18 protein-coding genes and 1 tRNA gene are annotated in these 25437 nt (G+C 33.3%); 8 read left to right on the top strand and 11 right to left on the bottom strand.

Going from position 1 to position 25437, the window contains the following annotated elements; translation table 11 throughout:
- The first annotated feature begins 41 nt into the window (after positions 1 to 41).
- On the top strand, positions 42 to 476 hold the full coding sequence (locus tag N2712_03525; GenBank protein MCX8029045.1) for a polymer-forming cytoskeletal protein: 435 nt from the start codon (positions 42 to 44) through the stop codon (positions 474 to 476).
- A gap of 2 nt (positions 477 to 478) precedes the next feature.
- Here the strand turns inward: N2712_03525 and N2712_03520 are convergent.
- The 3 genes from N2712_03520 to N2712_03510 all read right to left on the bottom strand — a co-directional run bounded on the left by N2712_03520 (position 479) and on the right by N2712_03510 (position 3072).
- A tRNA-Ala gene (locus tag N2712_03520) sits at positions 479 to 551 on the bottom strand.
- 125 nt (positions 552 to 676) lie between these two features.
- On the bottom strand, positions 677 to 1363 hold the full coding sequence (locus tag N2712_03515; GenBank protein MCX8029044.1) for a response regulator transcription factor: 687 nt from the start codon (positions 1361 to 1363) through the stop codon (positions 677 to 679).
- 113 nt (positions 1364 to 1476) lie between these two features.
- The gene (locus N2712_03510; GenBank protein MCX8029043.1) at positions 1477 to 3072 is read right to left on the bottom strand and encodes an alpha-amylase family glycosyl hydrolase; all 1596 of its coding nucleotides are present in this window, start codon (positions 3070 to 3072) and stop codon (positions 1477 to 1479) included.
- A 329-nt stretch (positions 3073 to 3401) separates the two neighbouring features.
- On the opposite strand from N2712_03510, the gene lnt reads away from it, so the two are divergent.
- Positions 3402 to 5201, top strand: a complete 1800-nt coding sequence (gene lnt / locus N2712_03505; protein MCX8029042.1) for an apolipoprotein N-acyltransferase — start codon at positions 3402 to 3404, stop codon at positions 5199 to 5201.
- A 146-nt stretch (positions 5202 to 5347) separates the two neighbouring features.
- Here lnt and N2712_03500 read toward each other — a convergent pair whose 3' ends face one another.
- Both N2712_03500 and N2712_03495 read right to left on the bottom strand, forming a co-directional pair.
- Positions 5348 to 7888 (bottom strand): hypothetical protein, encoded by a 2541-nt coding sequence (locus tag N2712_03500; GenBank protein ID MCX8029041.1) that lies wholly within the window; start codon positions 7886 to 7888, stop codon positions 5348 to 5350.
- A gap of 230 nt (positions 7889 to 8118) precedes the next feature.
- Positions 8119 to 8262 (bottom strand): hypothetical protein, encoded by a 144-nt coding sequence (locus N2712_03495; protein MCX8029040.1) that lies wholly within the window; start codon positions 8260 to 8262, stop codon positions 8119 to 8121.
- Positions 8263 to 9224: 962 nt separating this feature from the next.
- Here N2712_03495 and N2712_03490 point away from each other — a divergent pair.
- Positions 9225 to 9680 carry a GAF domain-containing protein gene (locus N2712_03490; protein ID MCX8029039.1) on the top strand — a complete coding sequence of 152 codons (456 nt, stop codon included), beginning with the start codon at positions 9225 to 9227 and terminating at the stop codon, positions 9678 to 9680.
- A gap of 1 nt (position 9681) precedes the next feature.
- Here N2712_03490 and N2712_03485 read toward each other — a convergent pair whose 3' ends face one another.
- From N2712_03485 to N2712_03470, 4 genes are read right to left on the bottom strand one after another with little or no spacing between them, the layout of a single operon-like run.
- Entirely contained in the window at positions 9682 to 11784 is a 2103-nt protein-coding gene (locus N2712_03485) for a S8 family serine peptidase (GenBank protein MCX8029038.1), read from the bottom strand.
- A gap of 60 nt (positions 11785 to 11844) precedes the next feature.
- The gene (gene mrdA / locus N2712_03480; GenBank protein MCX8029037.1) at positions 11845 to 13674 is read right to left on the bottom strand and encodes a penicillin-binding protein 2; all 1830 of its coding nucleotides are present in this window, start codon (positions 13672 to 13674) and stop codon (positions 11845 to 11847) included.
- Positions 13671 to 14654 (bottom strand): phosphoribosylformylglycinamidine cyclo-ligase, encoded by a 984-nt coding sequence (purM, locus tag N2712_03475; protein ID MCX8029036.1) that lies wholly within the window; start codon positions 14652 to 14654, stop codon positions 13671 to 13673. Before purM ends, mrdA begins: the two co-directional genes overlap by 4 nt.
- The gene (locus N2712_03470; GenBank protein ID MCX8029035.1) at positions 14651 to 15580 is read right to left on the bottom strand and encodes a hypothetical protein; all 930 of its coding nucleotides are present in this window, start codon (positions 15578 to 15580) and stop codon (positions 14651 to 14653) included. Before N2712_03470 ends, purM begins: the two co-directional genes overlap by 4 nt.
- A gap of 163 nt (positions 15581 to 15743) precedes the next feature.
- Here N2712_03470 and N2712_03465 point away from each other — a divergent pair, with 163 nt between their 5' ends.
- Both N2712_03465 and N2712_03460 read left to right on the top strand, forming a co-directional pair.
- Complete coding sequence (locus N2712_03465) at positions 15744 to 16577, top strand: sulfurtransferase (GenBank protein MCX8029034.1); 834 nt, start codon at positions 15744 to 15746, stop codon at positions 16575 to 16577.
- 42 nt (positions 16578 to 16619) lie between these two features.
- Positions 16620 to 16850 carry a hypothetical protein gene (locus tag N2712_03460; protein MCX8029033.1) on the top strand — a complete coding sequence of 77 codons (231 nt, stop codon included), beginning with the start codon at positions 16620 to 16622 and terminating at the stop codon, positions 16848 to 16850.
- A 102-nt stretch (positions 16851 to 16952) separates the two neighbouring features.
- On the opposite strand, the gene leuC is transcribed toward N2712_03460, so the two are convergent.
- Positions 16953 to 18263 (bottom strand): 3-isopropylmalate dehydratase large subunit, encoded by a 1311-nt coding sequence (leuC, locus tag N2712_03455; protein MCX8029032.1) that lies wholly within the window; start codon positions 18261 to 18263, stop codon positions 16953 to 16955.
- A 326-nt stretch (positions 18264 to 18589) separates the two neighbouring features.
- Between leuC and N2712_03450 the strand changes: the two genes are divergently transcribed.
- Positions 18590 to 19756: an HD-GYP domain-containing protein gene (locus N2712_03450; GenBank protein ID MCX8029031.1), complete on the top strand. Its 1167-nt coding sequence runs from the start codon at positions 18590 to 18592 to the stop codon at positions 19754 to 19756.
- Here N2712_03450 and N2712_03445 read toward each other — a convergent pair.
- Complete coding sequence (locus N2712_03445) at positions 19746 to 21503, bottom strand: proline--tRNA ligase (GenBank protein MCX8029030.1); 1758 nt, start codon at positions 21501 to 21503, stop codon at positions 19746 to 19748. The genes N2712_03450 and N2712_03445 overlap by 11 nt on opposite strands.
- Before the next feature lie 739 nt (positions 21504 to 22242).
- On the opposite strand from N2712_03445, the gene purS reads away from it, so the two are divergent.
- Positions 22243 to 22473 (top strand): phosphoribosylformylglycinamidine synthase subunit PurS, encoded by a 231-nt coding sequence (purS, locus tag N2712_03440; GenBank protein ID MCX8029029.1) that lies wholly within the window; start codon positions 22243 to 22245, stop codon positions 22471 to 22473.
- A 3-nt stretch (positions 22474 to 22476) separates the two neighbouring features.
- Complete coding sequence (gene ileS, locus N2712_03435) at positions 22477 to 25251, top strand: isoleucine--tRNA ligase (protein MCX8029028.1); 2775 nt, start codon at positions 22477 to 22479, stop codon at positions 25249 to 25251.
- The last annotated feature ends 186 nt before the right edge of the window (positions 25252 to 25437 follow it).

Raw genomic sequence — 25437 nt, 5'->3', positions numbered from 1 at the left:
CCTCTATCGTGGGTAACTTTTAATTTTACGGAGGAGTAAATATGCCACCAAAACAAGAAGGTATAATAAACAGCATCATAGGTGAAGGCTCTGTATTTCAAGGTAGATTTTTTGTGAATGGATCCGTTCAAATTGACGGTAAGTTTGAAGGAGAAATATCAACTAATGAGCAGATTCTTATAGGCGAAACAGGAAAAGTTAAAACAGATGTTCTTAGAGCAAAAAGCGTAATAGTATCAGGTATTGTTATAGGTGGAATTGAAGCCCAAGAATCAGTAAAATTAACAGAAACAGGTAGAGTCTTAGGGAATATAATAACTCCTCAACTTGAAGTTAAACCTGGAGTAATACTAAAAGGTGAAGTTATAATAACAGCAGGACAAAAGAAAGATGTTGACAAAATAATAGAGGATGCATACAATACAGGACCATCTATACCACAGACAAAAGAGACAGATAAAAAGTTTGAACTTTAATGTGGACCCGATGGGACTTGAACCCACGACCCCTACAATGCCATTGTAGTGCTCTCCCAGCTGAGCTACGGGCCCTTAACTATTATAGTATTATATAACCAAAACGGAAATTAATTCAACTTAAGGATCCAAAGCTTAATATAATTTCAGTAGTACCTTATCATTAATACTCCTAAATTTCGAATAGCCTACTAAAATCTTTACTGAAACTTATAACCAACACCTCGTATGACAATTATTCTATCACTATATCTACCAAGTTTTTTCTTTATCTTACTTATATGAACATCTATAGTTCTAGATTCATCCGAAATATCTTCATCATTACTCCAAATTGAGGATAGTATCTTATCCTTACTTAAAACTATTCCTCTGTTTTTTACTAAAAACTCCAGAATGCTAAATTCTTTCCTTGTAAACTTTACAGGCACACCATCAACAAAAATTTCAAAACTATCAAAATTGATCACAAGACCATCCATTTCAAATCTTGATTGCCTCTGTATACCTTTGTTTTCATATCTCCTAATTACACTTTTTATTCTCGCTATAAGTTCTCTTATACTAAAAGGTTTTGTAACATAATCATCAGCACCAAGTTCAAAAAGTAATACCTTATCTATCTCACTTGACTTTGCCGTTATAACAATAACAGGTATATTCGAATATTCATCAGTTCTCTTTAGCCACTTTATAACCTCAGTTCCATCACCATCTTGAAGCATAAGATCAAGAAGTATTATATCAGGTTTTTCTACTTTTATCTTCTCTACTCCAAATTTAACGCTCATCGCAACAGAAACATCAAAACCTTCTTTCTCAAAGGCCATTTTTGATAAGTTAACTATGTCTATATCATCCTCTATGAGGAGTATCAGTTTTTTCATATTATAATTTTCAAAACTAAAGCTTAGAATAAGCAAATTAATAAGATCTCAAAACCACCTCAACAAGGAATATCTCTATTTATACCTAAAAAGTATCATTACAAATAAAATAACTAATGTAAAGATAGTATCATATTAGTATATCCTCTAAAATTAAACTCCAGCTCTTTAGAATTCACATAAATCTTTCCTTTTCCTAATAGGTCAAAGAGAGTTTTGTTAGAAATCCTTACATATGTATCCTCATCAAAGAAAACTGTAACATTAGTCTCAGTATCATATGGATAGACTAAAACTACAATCACGTTTTTTTCATCAAACCTTAGATAAGAAACAAGTCTATTCGATACAGAATTATTTAATATTCTTATATCTCCATATACCAATGTCTTCTTCGAATTTCTTATTGAAGAGACTTTAACAAAGTGACTGAAAACAGAATTAGGATCATCCTTTTGGGTTTTTAGATTTATTATAGGATCTGGATTTGGTTGAATCCAAGGCTTTGAAACCGTAAATCCAACATTTCCACTATTCTCCCAAACCATAGGATCACGATATGCCATATCTCCTCTTTGGTAAGGTGAGTTTACCATACCTATCTCATCACCATAGTATACAAATGGATTTCCTGGTAAGGTAAAAAGAATAGTATAAAACATTTTAAGTCTTTCAAAGTTATCAGGTCTTCTAAAAAGAATACTGTGAACTCTTGTCATATCATGGTTTGAGGAAAACGGATAGAAAAACTTCCAATTCTGAATACTTTTAGTAAGCACAAGCATCTTGTTTATATACTCATAAAACCTACCTACTCTTGGGCCAAAACCAACTGTCGAAGAAATAACCTCTCTTAGCTCAAAATCAAAACAACCATCTATTGAATCCTTATATCTATATACAGTTTCATTAGCGGTCCAAACCTCACCTACATTAAAGGAATATGGATTAACTTTTTTACAAAAATTATTGAACTCCCTAACAAATTCTATTGTTTCCTGAGTATCTGCTTGACCTTCAGCAGGACCTGTTTCAATAAGGTACCTTATAGCATCTAAGCGAAACCCTCCTACTCCTAAACCAAGCCAGTATCGTGCTATTTTGTATATTTCATTCACCACATCTGGGTTTCTTAAATTAAGGTCCGGCATACCACTCCAAAAAGCACTATAATAATACTCCTTACGAATTCTAGAAAATGACCATACTTCCCAAGGGCTATTCCCTTTTGTCCAAGGCTTAGCCCACCCATATTTACCTTCAACATAAGGTATTCTTGAAACCCACACATACCAACTATCATAAAAAGTATCTTTAAGTTCTGACTTTTTAAACCACTCTATATCAGAAGATGTATGATTTATAACTAGATCAAGTAAAATTTTCATCTCCCTTTTGCGTGCTTCACTTATAAGTAGTTTCATATCATCTAAGGTACCAAACTGTGGATTTACGTCATAATAGTCTACAATATCATAACCGTGATAAGAAGGTGAAGGAAAAGTCGGATTCAACCAAATAGCACCAACTCCTAAAGACTTTATATAGTCAAGCTTTTGAATAATACCTTTCAAATCACCTATACCATCTCCATTGCTATCGTAAAAACTCCTAGGAAATATCTGATAAAAAGATACCTCCCTATACCATTGACCGTAAACCACAAGAGTAAACATAAGCAACCAAAAAACCACTATTAATCTTTTCATAAGTAAAAGTATGAATATACAACCATGCAAAACAAAAATTATAAACAATTACTTATCAAACATATCCTATAACTTAAGCTAAGTTAAAAAAGACTTTACTGTATAGGTACTCTTTAGCACAAAATACTAATAGTAAAACTAGAAGTAGCAACTCTTCCTTACCACAGAAACATTTCAAAAATGCCAAACTTAAACAATATTGATAACACTTCCAATAAATACAACTAGCAAGATCTGTTAATATAAAATCAACCAAAATCTATCCTATATCAAATAAACGCCTATAGGAGATTTTGAATAATTTTTTAAAAATTTATTAGAATAAACTCATGAAATCAGCTTTAAAAAATTTATTCAGATACTTATGTTGGATATTTTCAGGATTACTACTCGCAATGTCATTCCCAAACACTGGTCTACCTATACTAGGATTTGTTGCTTTGATACCAGCAATATACAGAAGTTATGTTGACGGATATATATCAGTGACGTTTGGTTCATTCCTGTTTTCAATTGTGTTTTGGATTTATACCGTAGATTGGTTCTCATCATTCCATCCACTAGCTCCAATTGGTATAATGATACCACTATACTTGTACACAATGATGCCTTTTGTAATATTTTCAGCAATATCAAAAAGTTCAAGTGAAAACATCATATTAGTATTTCCCTTCATATGGACTGCTTTTGAATACCTAAGAGGTAATGGCTTTTGGTCCCTACCTCTTATATATTTAGCTCACACTCAATACCACTTTGCGTTAACAGATAATATTGTTATATCAACAATACTTGGAGCTATACCTTCGATAGCAAAGCTTTTTGGAGTATTTGGTGTAAGCTTCACAGTTGCACTTTTTAATAGTCTAATACTGATACTAGCACTAAAAATAACAAATAAACAGTTACATCTATCAACAATAAACGTAGCTTTAACTGTAATAATTTCGCTACTTATTAGTCTTTTTGTCTTTTATCTAACAGATACAATTACTGTCCCCAACACAACAAACTTATTGATAACCATCGCAAGCTTCTTAATAATCCTTACTACAACCCTACTACTGAAATCTAGTAAAGAAAGAGTAAAAACTCTTCTTACATATTACCCGATTATAATAATGCTTTCAAGTACTTTACTAGGTGGATACATATTTACGGATACAATTTCAAAATATGAAAAATCAAAAAGTTATACTGTAAGTTTTGGTCTTCTGCAACCCAATTTTTCACCTTGGGATAAATTGTTAGCAAGAGATTTTGAAAAACTTAATGAAGTATTGAAACTTTACAAAGAAGCAAGTAAAAACTCTGATATTGTTGTTGGATGTGAAAGTATATTAAGAGATCCTATCAACTACTACTACGCATTTGGCGAGAGCTTTGGAATAAAAGCAATGAACATAAGTAAAGAAGTAGGTAAACCAATAATACTAACATATCCTCATAGAGAGAGCTACTTAACTAACACTATCATAATACGAAACGGTCAACCAATTCAAATAGTCTCAGAGATAACCATATACTACAATAGTGCATTATTCTTTGACAAAGAAGGTAAACCAACTGTTAGATATGATAAGGTACATACAGTACCCTTCGGAGAATGGACACCTTTTTCAGAGTATATACCACCTCTAAGACAAGCTATAAATGCAATTGTTGGTGGAGATATAACTCCTGGCAAAGAATTTATAAAAGTCTCCGTTGAACTCAAACCTAGTATAATAGTTAACCTTGGACCTATAATATGTTTTGAAGATCTATATCCATACATAACTAAGAAACTTGCTAGAATGAAAGTAGATGTCTTTATTAATATGACAAACGATGGATGGGCTAATAGTATTAAAAGTCAATGGCAACACCTCATAGGTGCTATGTTCAGAGCAATAGAAACAGGAATACCTCTAATCAGAGCAACTAACACAGGAAAAACTGCAGTAATACTACCATACGGTAAAATAATATCAACTATCGATGACTTTCAAAATGGTTATATGATAGGCCAAGTAAAAATAACAAAGATTAAAACATTTTTTAGCGTAATAGGTGACTACCTATTTCTAGTAATACTCTTAGTAACAAATCTACTCATATTGGTAGAGAAAATACGAAAAATATACTAATCATTAAGACTCTTTAAGTACTCATAATACAAAACAAAAGAACCAAAATACCAACTTTCCAAGCAACAATATTCAATTTTCAAATCACAAACCAAACATCTATAAGTTTTTCTTTGAAAGAAAGGGGGATATTACCCCCTAGAATTTTATTTCTTTATCAAAATCATTCCAGATATTGGTTTAAGTACCACATCTCCTGAAACAGTTCCAAGAGATTTCAACCCAGCAAATTTATCGTTAGCGAGTATATCCCAATCACCTTCAGGTAATGTAAATGTAGCTGAAGAATCATGATTTGCATTTACTAACACAACTATATCCTTATTACCAGTTGTTTTATCACCAGGTAGTATCCAACCCAATACTGGACTGATTTTTTCTTTAGAGTCTATAAATTTAATCGCTTTAATATCCGCCTTCCTAAAAGGATCAAATTTTTTCCTTATTGCAATAAGTCCTTTGTAATACTCGAGTAGTTCTCTATTAGGTTCAAGTTTGAGTGCTTCATTATAATTTACCCAGTTTGTTTCATCATCTTTCTCGTAACTATCATGGTCAACTGTCAAAGGTTTAGCCTTACCACCAGGCCACATAACCTTATTAGTTCTACCATTAGGTAGGACTACCTCTTTATACCAATTACCCTTTTCATCTCTCTTAAAATCTTTTAACCAAACACTATTCGGATCAACTATTTTTGATCTTGCATACTCTTGTCCTTGATGTATCATTATTGCACCTTGGACTGAGAATAAGAACAAAGCCGCTATTTTATTTTGGGCAAGTTGCTTCGGTGTAAGTTTTACAAATTCTTCTCTACTAACATTAACAACACTATGAGGTTTGTAATCTCCATTTCCAATTCTTATAAAGTCACCTAGAGTTTCGTTATCATGAGATTCTCCATAATTTATATTATGCCCTTTTTCATAAAAATCTCCACCAACATCTCTTAAGAAACCTAGAACAAATTTTTTCATTTCATCATTACTACCTTTACCAAAAACTATACCACTACTCGGTTTCGATGAAGCAGAAGCTCCACCTCTTATGAAATTTCTTATTCTATCATTCCAAGCGCCCATTCCTCTCTTAGAAAAACCTATTAACGTATATCCTCCTCCATCTCTAGGTTCACCTCTACCACCACCCCAAGGTTCAGCAACAAGTATAATGTCCGGATTTATTTTCTTAGTTTCTGCTATTATTTTTTCATGAGTTTTCCAATCTATTATTGTAGCAAGGTCAAACCTGTAACCATCTATCCTATAATCAATCGTCCAATACTTAACGCTATCAACAACCAATCTACTAGCCATAGGTTTAGCTGTATCAAAGTCATTACCACAACCACTTCTTGAATCAAAACCGTGAAAATCATTCATGAAGAAGTAATATTTTTTATCAAGTCTCTTAAGAGGATTATAATCGTATTGTGATACATGATTGTAAACAACATCTAACATAACCGCAATTTTCTCTTTGTGTAGTGCTTTCACGACATCTTTAAACTCATTCACTTGAACCCCACCAAGACCACTATATTTCCCTGGAGTCAAATCACCAGAAGAGTAATAAGATTCAGGAGAGAAAAATGATGTTGTCATGTAACCCCAGTGATTCCTACTATGTGCATTCCATGTATTCACAATTGTTGTTCCCTTTTCTGCACCCGCATGTTCAACTTGTACCCCAAATGGTGGCTCATAAGTACCAGATTCATGTATAGGCAAAAACTCAACAGCATTAACTCCTAGTTCCTTAAGCCAGTTTATGCCTCCTATAGCACCTTTACCTGTGTATATAAAACCTTTATAAGTACCTCTTATAGCCTCTGGAACTCCAGATGATGGATGAGCTGTAAAATCTCTTATATGAGATTCATATATTATTGCATCTTCTGCCTTAAGTCCTACCCAAGTAGTACCTTCCCAATTGTATTTACTTGTATCTATAATTAATCCCATACCTTTTTGTTTGTATGAGTTTTCAACAGCTATTGCCTTAGCATAAGGATCAAATATTACCAAATTAGGATCATAAGCCTCTGTAAAGTGTTTAGGACCATCAACTTTATATCCATAATACTTACCCCAAAGGGTACCCTCAACTTTTACTTCCCATACGCCATTCTCATCTCTCTTCATCTCATATTCTTTCATATTCTTCATCTCAACAGGATCATCAGCTATAACCAAAGTTATCTTTGTTGCCCTAGAAGAAAATACTCTAAACACATTAACTCCACCTTCAACAGTGTGTCCTAAAGGTTTATCAGAATACAATTTGTACATTATCTTCTCATAGTTAATAAATCTCTTGTTCCTAAATGTAGTATCATCACTAGTTGTTATGGCCCATACATCATCTAATGTAATAGGAGAATCAAGTGTAAGCCTTATCTCTTTTTTCTTAATGCGTTTTACACCAGTCACTTTTATAGTTTTATTCGTATCAACATCGGATCTTATAACAAACATTTCGGGTTTAAATTCAAATTCTTCTGGAGGAGTAAATTTCAAAGTTACAGTAACATTTGTCTCATCAGAAGCAGAAGCAATAACAACCTGTGGTTTATACTCTGAAACCTTCCTTTCAACATCTTTATCTCCCTCAGGTGGCACACAACTAAACATAATCAATACACCAGCAGAAATAGTAATAAACAAAATCATCAAACGGTGCATAATATCCCTCCTTTCCGTTTATTTTGAATAAAAACCACTTAACATTCAATAAAACAATCCTGAAGTTTGTCAAGAGTTTGATGTTCTTTGCTGAAGAATATTCTGAATACCTTGGATCCACAACTTATCTAAACTATTCTCAAATTTTTTCCTCAACTCTAGCATACCTAACCCACCTAGAAGGTAGAAGAATATAAAATGTCCAGAATATTTCACTCTAAACTCCAGAATCACCCCTTAACACTTTCACACCTCATCAACCCCATATCTAACACTATTCTCAAAAACCAAATCAACAATTTCACTACCTCCATCAAATCTCCTACCACCACACTCTCCATCCCCAAATATCTCTCCATATCCTTGAAACTCATATCCTCCACCCTACTCCAGCAGTATCCACTACCCCCTCCCCGCACTCCAAATCAGCACCTAGAATTATCGTTTTGTGAATAACCATTCCTTGAAAACCACCATACTAATCCTATACACACCCTTGTATAAAACCCTCTTCTATATCCTCACCCCTCAACATCCAATATCTCATCGTTTAAACTCTTTACATCCTATGCTTTTCCACCCTAACCCCTACAAAATACTCCCTGTCCACCTTAACAAGCTCACCTTCCATAACCTATTCCACCTTCTCAAACACCTCAGAATACCATGCCTACTTACCTCCATAACATCACAAGTGTATCTCCAGAAATGTTAAAATACCGCAAAACACTACTTACTCTCTTCACACCCAGCAACAAAGTGTAGCCCCATATCTCTCTAGTCCAATTATCACTCAAAATACCAGCATACCGCATTCTTCCCAATACTCCTCATCTTAATCTCGCTTACACCTATCACATTTCCAATATCCCCATCAAAACACCTCACCATAGTCCTTTCTGCACCTCCAACACCTACCTTATCCAACAACGTTCTTACAAACTTATACCCCCTTGTCAGCTTGTCTTCTCCCCCTACCCACCACTTACCAAACCCCTAGATATCCTAAAACTCCTAGAAACTCCACTTGAAAAACCCAAACAGTAACTATAATCCCCTCAAATTCTAGATTTATTGATCTAAAGCTTTACAAAAATTATAAAGTAGAAGACAAAAAACTCAATGAACTATCAATCATTTAAAAATTTTAACTCTAAAGTCTCAAAGGTTGCACAAATATTAGGCAATTATCACAATACAGATTAAGTTTTATACAACAAACTAAACAATAATTCTAAAGTAATAATTTTACCGAAAACCTTACTTTAAAATTCAAAACAACTACTTTACCTACAATTGGCACATTTATTGAACAGACTTGTCCCTGGAGGTATATATGAAAGGTAATGTGATATTAAAAGAGCAAGTTGAGGTATATGAGGACCTAAGTAAACTTGCTCAAGAAATAAGCGTTGATGTTGTAAGCGTATATTACTTTGATAAAGCTGACAAATCACTAGTGCTTTTCGCAAGTTATGGACTTGATAGAGAATCTTGGGGATCAAGAATCCCTATAGACAGAGGATTAGTAGGTAAATGCGCAAGAGATAAGAAACCATTGTCAGTTAAAAACCCTATCAAACACCCTGATTTCTATTACCTACCAGGATCAGGTGAAGAAAAATACCAAACATTCATATCCTTTCCGATAGTAGAAAAAGGAGAACTCTTAGGAGTTATGGTAATACAGACTGTAGAAATGAGAAATTTTAGTTTTGATGAGATCATGAAAATGTATGATACAGCTTATAAACACATACCATATATATATGGTAAAATTCATGAAATATAGTCTACTTTATAACTACCATCTTCAAAGTAGTACTAACCCTACTACCTAAAACCTTAACCAGATACACTCCTTTTCTAAAACGGTTATCAACTTCAAGGTGTATCTGGTTAAGTCCTGATTTTACCAAAAAAGTTCCCAAATCTTTTATTAAATTACCATCCAAATCATGTACTGATACACTAACAAGATCATTTCCTTCCTTAAGTCTTAGGTTAATAGTAGTGTATTTTTGATTGTTATCAACTCTTATCACATTACCTGAAAACCACACTAGTGTTTCTGGTTGCTTTAGAGATCCAACTATCGACTTTACATTTACTTTCCCCCATCCCCAACTTTCATCCCAAAGTTTGCCGTTAGTATCATAAACACTGACGTCAGAATAAGTTTTTAGATAATCTATTATCTCTCGAGCTGTAAACCTCGGATTGATACTTAGAAGAAGTGCTACAACACCAGAAATAACTGGAGCAGCCATACTAGTTCCCATTGATGCACAATATTTATTATATGTAGAATCTACATAGTTTTTTTCCGAAGACTGTGAAGATAAAGGTGCAAATATTACAGCACCTGGTGCAGATATATCCGGCTTATTCCTATTATCTCTAGTAGGACCTTTAGAAGAAAAAAATGCTATATTATCATTTGTAAGATAGTTAATTGATATATAACCCTTATCAGTACTAAAAGAATTTTTAGTAGTATATGCACTAACCATTATAACATCATCCATAGCGAACAGAGAATTCAAAGTAAAATAATCATCCCCATTCTGGAAATACGCTTCTATTCCATCAGAATACTCTATCCATCCGTGAACTAAACTGCTACCAGAAGAAGTCCTAAAAGATATAATCCAATTACCCTCCTTTATCTTCTTTACAGAAGAATCTCTAAATTGTATTTTAATGTTTAAATCACCATTAATAACATTCGAAGTCATAGCAAGAGAAAAATCACCATCCGTAAATGACACATTCGTAACGAGATTATCACTAAAGTCTATCCATCCAGTTGTTTGACCATTTGGACTTGTAACTAAAACTCTAGGAGATACACCATAATTTATCCAAAAATCTACTATAATATCATCTTGACTAACTGAACTATTACTAGATACCTTGAGTATCGCAGAAGAAGGTAAAGGAGATATATTGTTAGAATAATGTTGTTTGTTATAACCACTATTACCAGCGGAGATAACAACTATATTACCATTTCTTCCGTAGAAATCAAAAATCTGACTAAGAATCTTTGACTCAATATCTTTACCGTCGTGAGAACCAACCAAAGTACCAAGACTCAAATTCACAACTGCAGGCTTACCCATTTGTTTTGCTTTCTTAAATATATACTCTATACCATCAAGTATCCCTATCTGAGAAAAATCTGTCTTTACGAATATTATATCGCTAGCAGTTGCTATACCTGAATACTTACCACCACTCATTCTACCATTTCCTGAAGATATACCGGCAACATGAGTTCCATGTCCATCCTCATCAGTAGCAACAGAAAGATTTCTCTCAATATCATCCTTAGTATACTCAATACCATACGGCACATTAACACTCCTTTCATCAGAAGTTTGATCCCACAAGTAAAGTATTCTAGTACCACCTGAAAAAGTCCTGAAATCAGAATGACTTCCATCTATGCCAGTATCAATTATGCCTATTATAACATCCTTACCTTGAACAGTATCTTGACCGTAATAGTTATATATCTCATCAACATTAATATCTATTCTAACGGCATCCATATGTTTTCTAATTTTTCTTGAAACAGTGGCGTATTTAATAGAAGGATTATAAACAACATTCTTTACATCACTCAAAGGTAATCTCAAAATTCCAATATACTCTCTACCAGGATAAGTTTTCAACAAATACTTTGATAAACCATCATCCAAGTATTCCATATTAACTATCAAATCCACAAATCCACCTTTTTCCCTATACTTATCTATATGCAAAGGTAAAACACCATTTTTCGCCTCTTGATAAGTATCAATAAGTATAAGAAGTTCTGATGATAGCCTACCTGCATAGGCGCTAAACGCTACAATTAGAATGAGAAATACCACCAATAACCTATTCATACAAGATAAGTTAAAAGCTATTGCTATTTAATTGCAAAATCAGAATTAATTCAAACTCAATTATTGAGATTGCTTTTTAGTATACCCATACTTGTCAAAATATGTATCAATAAGTTTTGCAGCAATCGGTCCTGCATAAGCAGAACCAGAACCAACATTCTCAACTACTACAGCAACAACCACAACATCATCAGGATTTTGAGCATCTGTAGGTCCATATGCGACAAAAACAGAATGTGGCTTACCATGAGGGTTTTCTGCAGTTCCCGTTTTGCCAGCTATATGATATTTTGTAATAAACTTGAGTCCTCTTGCAGTACCTTCTTCAAAAACTTGTTTCATTCCTTGTTTCAACAACCTAAATACTTCTTTAGGTATCGAAAAATCCTTTCTAAGTATTTCAGGCTTCATCTCTTTTACTACTTCTCTTCCATCAGGAGAAAGTATTTTTTTCACTATGAACGGTTTGTAAACGACACCTTCGTTGAAAATAAAACTACCCAAAACAGCGAGTTGTAATGGTGTCATTAACCAGTCCCCTTGACCTATTGACAAATTTGCCATATCACCACCCATTATATCCCTGTTATATTTTTTTCTGTGAAAATCAATTGATGTCCTAAACCCCTTTTTCTCATTAGGCAAATCTATAAATGTAAGCTCTCCCAGACCAAATAACCTGGCAGTTTCTATCAAATCATTAGGCGATATAGACATAGCTACTTTGTAAAAGTATACATCACAAGAAACTTCTATAGCCTTGATAATGTCTTTAACATATCCATGTATAGCCCAGTCGTTAAAAACTCTTCTACCAATTCTCAAAGCACCTTGACAACTTTCAGTTCTACTAGGATCCCATTTACTACTTATAATTGCTGAAGCCGTTGTAACAAGCTTAAAAACAGATCCTGGCTGATATGTACCTTGTATAGCCCTATTAAATAGGGGAGTATTCTTCTCATCTGTTGATAAAGACAAGAAATACGCAAAATCTCCTGTGGAAAGCTTATTGGGGTCATACGAAGGAGATGAAACTAATGCTATTATCTCACCTGTTGAAGGTTTCATCATAACTAAACTACCTCGATAACTTTTAAGGAGGTCATAACCTAAATTCTGTATTTCAGTATCTATTGAAAGCACTATAGAGTTACCTTCAACAGGAAGTCGCTCTATTTCCATACCAACTATGTTATTCTTAGAATCAATATATCTCAATAGTTTACCATCAACTCCTCTAAGTACCTTATCATACTGTTTTTCGATACCATCTTTGCCAATATAACTACCCGAATGGTATATTTCCTTATCTTCAGTAGAAAGAGATTTTAGTTCCTGCTGATCAATAGGTCCTAGATATCCAAGTATATGAGCTGTTTCGTAAGGATACCTATAGTAACGCTGATAAACCGTATCAACAACAACACCAGGAAGTTCCTCCTGTCTTTCTAATATTTTTACTGCTTGCTCTTTAGTAATTTCGCTTATAAATATAGGCCCGTATATGTCCCACTTTCTTCTTTCAATATTGCCAATTATAAATTTAGTACTTTTATCTATTATACCTGAAAGTTTCGAAAAAACCATCATTTTTCCTTCTTCAGACTGAGGTAAATATTTCTGTATCACAAACACACCTATGGTTTCTTGTACCCATGCTATTTGAACAAAATTTCGATCGTATATAGTACCCCTATGAGCAGTAATAGGTATCTGCTGAGCCATATTTATGTAAGCCAATTTAACAAACTTATCCCTGCTCAGTACCTGCATATCTATAACTCTTATGAAAACTATGCTAAAAACAAGCATAACCAAACTAGAAAAGATAATAAGTCTGAATCTACTTATACCTATATTACTCTCAACAATCCTGAAGTCTATCATAAGACTTCTCCCACAACATAAACATCAAAATCAGCACTACTTTGCAATTCATCCAAAACCTTATCTTCATTATCAGTTATTATAATCATTCCAACACCCATATTAAATACTCTAAACGCCTCATCCTCAGATATGTTACCCTCTCGTATTACGAAATTCATAAACTCCGGAACCCTCAACTTTTCTTTGTATATTTTTATATCTCTACCTTGTGTAACTCTTAAAGTATTTTCAATAATACCACCGCCAGTTATATGCGATAATCCCTTAACAATCCTCTTAACAATTAGGGGATATACTACATTTGAGTATATTCTAGTAGGTTCCAACAACAATTCTATCAAAGGCTTTGAAAAACCATAGTCTTTGAGCGGCTGAATGTTTTTATCTTTCAAAATTTTCCTTATAAGAGAATAACCATTACTATGAAAACCACTCGAAGCAAGAGCAATAAGCTTATCACCTTGTTTAATATTCTTAGGTAATATATTTGATTTTTCTGCTACACCTATGGCAACTCCGCTTAAGTCAAAATCATCATCTTTATACATACCTGGCATCTCAGCCGTTTCACCACCAACAAGAGCAATTCCACTAATTTGACAACCTCTAACTATACTTCTGATTACTCTACCATAAATAGCATCATCCAATCTACCACAAGCATAGTAATCCAGAAATGCTACCGGTTTCGCACCAGTACACACGACATCATCAACATTCATAGCAACAAGGTCTATTCCTATACCATCGATCATATCATACTCTTTTGCTAAGAGTAACTTAGTTCCAACTCCATCAGTTGATACAGATACTACCGGTTCTCTAAATTCACTCAAATCAATATTCAACAACGCACCAAACCCCCCAACACCACTAATTACATACTTGTTATAAGTCTTGGATATCTCCTCTTTTAAATTTCCTATCAGGGCATTAGCTTTGTCTATATCAACTCCTGCATCTCTATAACTACTCATACCAACCTTCCCCTAAAATTAAAATACAAGAAAAGTCTTTTTAAGAACATAAACAAAACAATCATAAAAAAAATAGTTAAAAATAAAGCATACCTCAAAACAAGATAAATTCCTAATAAACTAAAAACAGTTATCAAAAACACTCTCATAGACTTTATCTTAAAAATCTTACTGACTTTCACAATAACATTATTTAGCCAGTCAATTTTCTCTAAATTACCAACCAACCAATAATAAGAATTAAGTATAATCTTATGAATGATATTAACAGAACCATTTTCAGAATTTATACTCCTAACTTTCCAAATATTCCTACGCAGTGTCAAAGAATAATAATTCTTTCTATCATCAACTATCACAAGAATTGAAAATTCAACTTTGTGAGGTAAAACATATCTGCTAAACTTAACAATTTCAACTCTTATAAATTTAGCATCAGAATTAAAAATCTCCTTTAGAGAAGAAACCATATTTTCTATATGAAAATACGAAGGTATAACACCCACACTCCTTAACATAAGGAAAGATATTACTTTTAGAGTATATTTAGGATCCCTGTACTCTATTTTAACATCTTCATCTTCTATCGTCATACAGTAGTCATAAGGCAATGACAATATACTCACAGAAGGCCTCGATACTAAGTAATGATACCTTTCAGACGATAAATAGATTTTACCTCTGACTATGTTATCATTAGCAATAGTTTCTATACATTTTCCATCAACCAATATTACATCACCTACAGTCTTATATTCAATACCACTTACATCAAAAAAGTTCTTGTTAGCTGATACATAGTCTTCTAAAACAAAAGACTTAAACTCCTCATTTTCAGACAAGAATAAAACTAGCTTGCTTATCCATTCATCATACTTAAAATTAACCTGATACTCCCCATTACGCTTGTATATTTCTATCACCATGATTGAAATATTAAACGATGTTAACCTACCTTATCAAAGAGAATACTCAATAAAAAACTTGACAAATTGTGTAATATTTTTTACATTTTAAAAAGTTAAAAATGTAAAATTTTGAATATTTGAGATTTACATTTACTTAAATGTAATATATAGGAGGTAGATTATGGCTGAAAATGTGCTTGTTTCAACTGAATGGGTTACTAAAAACATAAACAACCCTAACGTTAGGATAGTGGAAGTTGATTATGAACCTTCTGCCAGTTATGAGTTAGGTCATATACCAAACTCGGTACTAATTGACTGGAAGAAGGACATAAACAATCAAACTGTCCGAGATATTTTAAGTAAAGAGCAATTTGAAGAATTAAACTCTCGGTTAGGTATATCAAATGACACTACAGTAGTATTATACGGTGATTTCAGGAATTGGTTTGCTGCATTTGCATTTTGGGTTTATAAACTTTACGGACATCAAGATGTAAGACTTATGAATGGTGGTAGGAAAAAATGGATTGAAGAAAAAAGAGAACTAACAAAAGAGATACCTTCTTACCAAAAAACAAACTACAAAGCTAGTGGCATAAACATAGGGTACAGAGCATATTTTGATATTGTACTAAAATCATTGAATAGAAAGGACGTAGTATTAATTGATGTTAGATCACCTGCTGAGTACAAAGGAGAAATAACTGCACCACCTGAATATCCTAACGAAGCTGCACAAAGGAGTGGACACATACCTGGTGCGATTAACATACCATGGGCTACAGCACTTAACGAAGATGATACGTTTAAAAGTACAGAAGATCTCAAAAAAATATACCAGGAAAAAGGTATAACTCCTGACAAATCAATAATAGCATACTGCAGAATTGGTGAAAGATCATCTGTAACATGGTTTGTGCTAAAATATTTACTAAATTACCCTATCGTCTCAAATTATGATGGATCTTGGTCTGAATGGGGTAATATAGTAGGAGCACCGATTGAAAAATAAATAACAAAGGGACTTTATGTCCCTATTTATAAAAACCTAAAGATGTACAAGATAGTAAGGAATATAGACTTAACTGTTGAAATAGGCTGTGGAAACTTCCTCAATTTTATAAAATACACTCTATCTTCACTACAAAAAGACGAAGCAATACAAGTAACAGTGAAGGGATACGCTGATAAATTCACAATAGTTGAATGGATAAAACATATAGGTCATCAAATCATACAAGTAGATGAACTAAATGGAAATATATATAAAATTATCATAAGATAAACCACATACAAATTAATAGGAATTCCGAATCCTATCCGCAATTTACAAAACACCTAAAAACTTAAACTACTTTATTTAAAGGGGGGTTTAACTCCCCATAATTTATATCTTTACAACTGTTTTTTCTGTTCCAAGTACCTCTTCAGGATGTGCTATTCTTCCCAAGATTGCTGATGCGGCAGCAACTGCTGGACTTGCCAGATAAACTTCACTGGTAGGATCTCCCATTCTTCCTACAAAATTTCTGTTTGTAGTTGAAACTGCTTTTTCTCCTTTACCTAGTATTCCCATATGGCCACCCAAACAAGGTCCACAAGTTGACATAGTTACAACTGCTCCTGCTTCCATAAATATATCAATCAATCCTTCTTTCAATGCTTTGTAATAAACAACTTGAGTTGCTGGTGTTATTATACACCTTATTTCAGGATGTACTTTTCTACCTTTGAGTATTTCAGCAACTATTCTTAAGTCCTCTATTTTAGCATTTGTACAAGAACCTATGAAAACCTGGTCGATTTTAACATGGGTAGCCTCAGAAACATTTCTACAGTTTGAAGGAAGATGAGGGAAAGCTACTTGCGGCTCTATTTTGGAAACATCATATTCTCTTACATCAACATATTCTGCATCTGGATCAGACTTATATATTTTGTACTCTCTTTTTGCCTGTTTTCTTATGTATTCTATAGTTTTCTCGTCAGGTTCCATAATACCAGTTTTTGCTCCTGCCTCAATAGCCATATTTGTCATAGTCATTCTTGATTCAAATGACATATCACTAATAGTTTCACCTGTAAATTCCATTGCTCTATATAAAGCTCCATCTACACCTATATCTGCAATTGTATATAGTATCAGATCTTTTGAAGAAGTCCACTTACCCATTTTACCATAGTAGATAAATTTCATACTTTCTGGTACTTTAAACCAAGTTTCACCAGTTATCATAGCATAAGCTATATCAGTTGAACCCATACCCGTAGCAAAAGCACCCAAAGCACCTAAGGTGCAGGTATGAGAATCTGCTCCTATTATAACATCTCCTGGTAAAGCAAGTCCTTCTTCAACTAGTAATGTATGTTCTATGCCAACCTTACCTATCTCGTAAAAGTAAGGCAAATTTAACTTTCTAGCAAACTGTCTTAGTATATTTATCTGATTTGCGCTTTTTATGTCTTTTGCTGGTGAAAAATGATCCGGAATTAAGGCAACACGTGTTTTATCAAAAACATCCTCTGCACCAGCTTTAGTAAACTCTTCTATTGAAAGGGGCCCTGTAACATCGTTACTGAAACAAAAATCAACTTTAGCGTTTATTATCTCACCTGGTTCTACATATTCTCTACCTACGCTACCATCTTCGTTTATGGCATGCGCTGCTAATATTTTTTGAGATATCGTCATTCCCATAAACTACCTCCAAATTAAAATATACAAAAACTATTCCAAAAGTAAAACTATTCTAGAAACCAAAGTTTAAATAATTACAAACCTTTGTCTCAAATACTTACCGAATAAGTCCCATAATTAATCTTCTTACTATTGACACCAAAACTTAGAAAATCCAAATACATTCAAACAACCATAATAACATCACAAGCGTAATAACAATAAAATAACTCATTCTTTACACTAATACAATCAACACTAAAAAACAACGTAAATTGTACCAGTAAACAACTCCCTGAGGAGTTTCAATTGATTTTTCAATAACTTAAAGCATATAATACTATAGTATGGAAGCTTTTGATAAAAAAGAAGTTATACCAGTATCTTATCTAAAGGAAGGAATAATCTTAAACGGGAATATATACGACATGAGTGGAGGCTTTCTATGGCCTGCAAAAGTACCTATAAAAAGAGAATTTATTGAAACTCTATACAACCTAGGTATAAAAGAACTAACCTACAGACCCATCACGACTGATGTATCATTCTCAAAACAAAATGTTGAAAATCCAATTCTATCTGATAGCACTCAAAAAAAGGTTTACGAAAGTTTCCACAGTGTGGTTTGGGACATAACAAATAGTAAAATACCAAAAACTGAAAAAGCAAAAGAATCTGTTGAAGAAGCCGCTAAAGAGATAAAATTTGGTATGGGTAAAACTCTAAATCTTCTTGACTTGAAAGGACACGATACATATAGCTATATCCATGCAGTAAACACTAGTATCTTATCAACCTACATAGCATCAAGATTAGGATTATCAATGGAAAAAACCATAGCTGTAGGATTAGGAGCATTACTTATAGATATAGGAAAAATAAAAATACCTGTATCTATATTGAACAAGAAGGATCCACTAACACCTTTTGAATTTGATACTATAAAAAAACATCCTACCATAGGATATCAACTTATAAAAGAGTCACCTTACCTTGATGAAATATCAAAAAGAATAGTCTTATTACATCACGAGCAAGTTGATGGTAAAGGATATCCCCTAGGAGTTGATGGAAGTAAAATAGACATATACGCAAAAATCGTTTCTATATGCGACTCATTCGATGCCATGACTACTGAAAGACCTTATAGATCTCCTCTACCCATAAGAGTAGCAATTGAAGAAATACTCAAAGGAACAGGTACAAAGTACGATTACGAAATTGCCATTAAGTTTGCTATAGAAATGTCTAAGATGTACAAGATACAAACTCCTCTATCTGAGGGTAGTACTGTAGAACTTACATCCGGAGAGTTAGCAATAATTAAAAAACTACACTCCGATTATGACATGTTACCCGAAGTGTTAATTCTGATAGGCTCAAATAGATCACCTCTAAGAGTACCTCTTAGCGTTGACCTAACAAAAGACGCCACCGGAAGGAAAATAAAAAGGGTAATATTTGATATTGCTACTATAATGTACGTTAAGAGTGTTTATAAAACTAGCTCCTAAACTTAAGATATTCTTCTTTTATGATATTAACTATATTTGGGGTGGCAGTGCTAACATCAAACTCATAATAATGATCATTATCTCTTCTCTTCACTTCAACCCTATTCTCGTTAACAGTTTTCTTACCTACTATTATTTTAAACGGTATTCCAATAAGATCAGAGTCATTAAATTTCACTCCAGCTGTCTCCTCTCTATCATCAATTGCTATATCAATACCCTCATCCTTAAGTTCCTTATATAGTCTTTCAGCAACTTCTACTATCCTATCATCTCTAGTAGATATAGGTATTATAACAGCTTCAAATGGAGCAACAGTTATAGGAAATATTATTCCTCTCTCATCATTACTAACCTCAACTATCGCAGCAATAGTTCTATCTACACCAATACCATAACATCCCATTATAGGTTTTATCCTATTACCATTTTTGTCAAGCACCGTTACATTCATGGATTCTGTGTATTTGTATCCAAGCTTAAAAATATGTCCAACTTCAATACCTCTTGTTTCTTCAAGTTTCCCTCCACAAGAAATACATCTATCACCTGCTCTAGCATTTCTCAGATTAGCAAACTCACTTACCGTAAAGTCTCTAGGAAAATTTACATTAACTATATGTCTATCTTTCTTGTTAGCTCCTGTTATAGCGTTTTTTACAGTACTTATAGAATAATCTGCAACTATTCTATAACCACTAATTCCAACAGGGCCAGCAAAACCAAGCGGCGCATTTGTAACTCTAGTAATTGTCTCAGCATCAGCAAGCTCTAATTCTGTTGAATTGAGATAATTCTTAAGTTTAACTTCATTAACATCAAGATCCCCTCTAATAAGCACCACAATAGGTTCTCCATCAGAAAGGTAAATAAGAGTTTTTATAAACTTCCTCGGAGACACATTAAAAAACTTAGTAAGACTTTCAATAGTATAAACACCAGGAGTATCAACTTCCATTAATGGGTTCTCTTCTTCATCATCTTGAGTATCATCTATTATAGATTCAGCTCTTTCAATGTTTGCGTAGTACTTACATTCAGGGCAATATAATATTGTAGCTTCACCTATAGAAGACAACACCATAAACTCTTCACTTCTAGTTCCTCCCATGCTACCTACATCAGCTTCAACTGGTAAAGCATTAAGTCCTACTCTCTTGAATATGTTTATATACGCTTGACGCATATTAAGATAACTCTGATTTAATCCTTCTTCATCAATATCAAAAGAATATGCATCCTTCATAGTGAATTCTCTACATCTCATAACCCCAAATCTAGGTCTTATCTCATCTCTAAACTTCTTAGCAATTTGGTAAAGTGTAATAGGTAATTGTCTGTATGAACTTATAGTTCTTCTGACAATATCTGTGAATGCTTCTTCATGCGTAGGGCCTAATACTAGTAAACCATCTCTTCTATCCTTTATCCTAATCATTTCCTTACCCATAACATTCAACCTACCACTCTCTTCCCAAAGATTAGCAGGGGTCAAAATAGTAGGCAAGGCCTCAATTGCCCCTGCTTTATTCATCTCCTCCCTTACTACGTTCACAACTTTGTTATACACCCTAAATCCCATTGGTAAATATCCGTAAAGTCCACTTTCTTCCTTGTATATAAGCCCAGCTTTAAGCATAAGTCTATGACTCACAACCTCAGCATCTTTAGGATCTTCTCTCAATGTGTATACAAGAAACCTACTAAACCTCATTTCCAAACCCCAAACAGCATCAAAATTATACATAAAATCACTATCAGAATTCCAAAAGTATATCATCACAAAGTCAAGTATTTAGACTACTTAGTAGCAAAACCATTTCAAAATCTACAACAATACAAAACTACATATCCATCACTATATTACTCGTAGAACCAGATGTTGAATCAGTTAATCAATGTATTATTCATATTAGTCCAACCTATATCATTCGTTATAACTCTACCTCCTGTAAACTTGCAGTACAAAAACCTTAAAGAGTTTGTAATAAATTCATTACTACAATACCTACACCACTTTCATATATACCTATCTATGCATTTGTATCATTACCCCCTTATAACAATTCGAAGTAATAAGATTTGTCAACAAACTACCATTTTCCAAGAAAAATAACTGAGTTTACAGAAGGAGATAAATAACTATTAGTTAAGCAAAGGGGGAATACCTATACCAAATATTCTGAAACACATAATTTTTATATTACTCTCAGGAAAGAATACCCAAAAATCCTCAATAGACAATGTTCTTTATCATTCTTTTTCTCTTCCTAGGGTTGTGTTACCAAACTTCTAAGGTATCAAGAAACAATCTTATCTAACAATAGTATATTACACTCTTGAAAAAACCAAATTGTCAGTTACTTACCAGAGCAGCAATCAAAAAGTACTAAACATAATACCTAACATCTAAATCCCAGAGTTTATCGAACACACTCGTGGTTTCTTGTAAGAAAAATATTTGCATAATTAAAATTTATGCTAATATGAAGTATAAAGTTATTGTTTCTTTGAAAGACAACGTCTTTGACCCCCAAGGAAGTGCAATACTTAAAGTTTTACACAATTTGGGATACAAAGATGTAGAAAATGTTAGAGTCGGTAAGGTATTTTTTGTCGAAACTAACTCAAATGAAAATGTAATAGAGAAAATATCTAGTGAAGTTTTCACAAATCCAGTAATTGAAAAGTTTTCAATAGAAAAAGTGGAGGAGTAAAATATGGACTACAAAAACACTTTAAATTTACCCTCTACTAGTTTTCAGATGAAGGCAAATTTGCCACAAAGAGAACCTGATTTCGTAAAATTTTGGAAAGACAACAAAATATATGAGAAAGCATTACAGCTAAAAGAAAAGAATAAAAAATATATTCTGCACGATGGTCCACCATATGCTAACGGACATATTCACATAGGTCATGCGCTAAACAAAATACTTAAAGATATAATAGTAAAACATAAACTACTTGAAGGTTATCACTCACCTTTTGTACCAGGGTGGGATTGTCATGGATTACCAATAGAATTACAAGTTACAAAATCTCTCGGACCCAAAGCTAAAGAAACTTCACCCACTGAAATAAGGAAATTGAGTAGAGAATACGCTCAAAAGTACATAAATATCCAAAGAGAAGAATTCATAAGATTAGGAGTTTTTGGATTGTGGGATAAACCTTACCTAACAATGTCAAAAGAATATGAATTCAATATTGCTAAACTACTTGTTGAATTATATGACAAAGGAGTAATATACAAAGGACAAAAACCAATTCATTGGTGCTTTGATTGTAAAACAGCATTAGCTGAAGCAGAAATCGAATACTACGAAAAAATCTCTCCTTCAATATATGTCAAATTTCCTGTAAAAAACAACGACATTGTCAATGGTAATCTTTTCGTCCTAATATGGACAACCACTCCTTGGACACTACCAGGTAATACAGCAGTTGCATTCAGCGAGGAACTTGATTATGTAGTAGCTTCTTTTGACAATAAAGAATTTTATATACTCTCCAAAGCATTACTTGACGAAGTCGGTGATAAAGTAGGAAATAACTTGAACTTCGTGAAAGATATATCAATACAAGACATAAAGAAACTTGTTGTATGGCATCCTTTTGAAAATAGAGAATCAAAAATAGTATTTGGAGAACATGTTTCAGCAGATACTGGAACTGGTATAGTCCATACTGCACCAGGACACGGTACGGAAGACTACGAAGTTGGAGTTAAATACAACTTACAAGTGCTATCTCCAGTTGACGATGACGGTAAATTTACTGATGAGGTAATAAAATGGAAAGGATTACAAGTATTTGAAGCTAATAAACACATAATCCAATATCTCAAAGAAACAGGAATGCTATTACACACAGAAGAATACAAGCATCAATATCCTCATTGTTGGAGATGCAAAAATCCTGTTATATTCAGGACTAAGCCTCAATGGTTTTTCAACGTAAATGAAAAAACATTGAAAGAAAGTGCCATAAAAGGAATAAATAATGTGAAATGGATTCCTTCTTGGGGCAAGAACAGAATAGAAGCAATGGTCAGGAATAGAACAGATTGGTGTTTATCTAGACAGAGAGCTTGGGGAGTACCAATACCTGCCATAACTTGCAAAAAGTGTGGGAAAACTCACTTAGGAGGATATTGGGGTAAACACATTCTTTCAATTTTTGAAAAAGAAGGAGTAGATATTTGGTTTGAAAAACCAACGGAAGAACTTACCAAAGATTTTAAATGCGATTGTGGTAGCAGTGAGTTTGATAAAGAAATGGATATAGTTGATGTGTGGTTTGATTCTGGAGTAAGTAGTTTCTGCGTACTAGATACAAGAGAAGAATTATCTTCACCAGCTGATTTATATCTAGAAGGTTCCGATCAGCACAGAGGGTGGTTTCAATCATCATTATGGCCATCAGTAGCAATAAGGGGAATACCCCCTTACCGCAATGTCTTAACTCATGGTTTTGTACTAGATGAAACAGGTAGAGCAATGCATAAATCATTAGGTAATGTAGTTTCACCAGAGGAAGTTATCAAAAAGTATGGAGCAGATGTACTTAGACTTTGGGTTGTATCTGAGGATTACACAGAAGATCTACGAATAGGAGATCATATACTAGAAAAAGTAGTCGATGCATATAGAAAGGTAAGAAATACCTTCAGATATATGTTAGCAAACTTATATGACTTCTCAACCAACGATATAATACCCTATCAAAAACTTACATCTATTGATAAATGGATCTTGGATAAACTGTACAATTTATCAAAAGAAATAAAACATCACTACGATAATTTCGAGTTTAACAAAGTTTACAGAAAAATATACGACTTCTGTAATGTTGACCTAAGTGCAACTTATTTTGACATCCTAAAGGATAGACTTTACACCGGTAAGAAAGATGGTCTCAAAAGAAGAAGCTCTCAAACAACAATATACTATATTCTTTCTTATCTCGTAAAAGCAGTAGCACCTATATTATCGTTTACCGCCGAAGATATATGGCAAAATTTCTTTAAAGATAGAGCTAGTGAAATTTCTGTCTTCTTAACCGAATATGATAAAATACCAGAAGAGTGGAATAATCCTCAAATAAGAGATAAGTTTAACATGATAATGGAAGTAAGAGAAGTAACATTAAAAGCACTTGAAACCGCAAGAAGAGAAGGACTTATAAACTCATCTCTAGAATCCAAACTAATTATAAACACAACAAAAAAAGAAATAGAAAGTGTGTTAAATGAAAACAAAGATGATCTATGGGAGTTCTTCATTGTATCACAAGTTGAATTAAGCTCATCAAACTGCAGTAACTTAGGATACGAAGAAAATGGTATCATTGTATCAGTAGTCAAAGCAGAAGGTCAAAAGTGTGAAAGATGTTGGATCTATTCACCAACTGTAGGTAAAAACCCCGAACATTTAACAATATGCAGTAAGTGTATTGAAGCAATATCATCCGTCGAATCTCAAAAAATATAAATCTAGAACCAAATTTACGAAAACCAACAACCCCCTAAATAAATCAATACTCTACTAGACAAAACAACCTGTCACTCCTAAACTTGCTTACACTCACATTAACAACAACTAAAAAAGTTAACTACTTAAACTTCAACTCATTACCTTACTTTAAAATCAAACCCTAGAATTCATACACAAGTAAAA

The organism is Brevinematales bacterium, from assembly GCA_026415355.1.
Classification (GTDB): Bacteria; Spirochaetota; Brevinematia; order DTOW01; family DTOW01; genus SKYB106.
The sequence above is the reverse complement of the archived record's forward strand: the minus strand, read 5'-3'. Positions and strand labels throughout refer to the sequence as shown.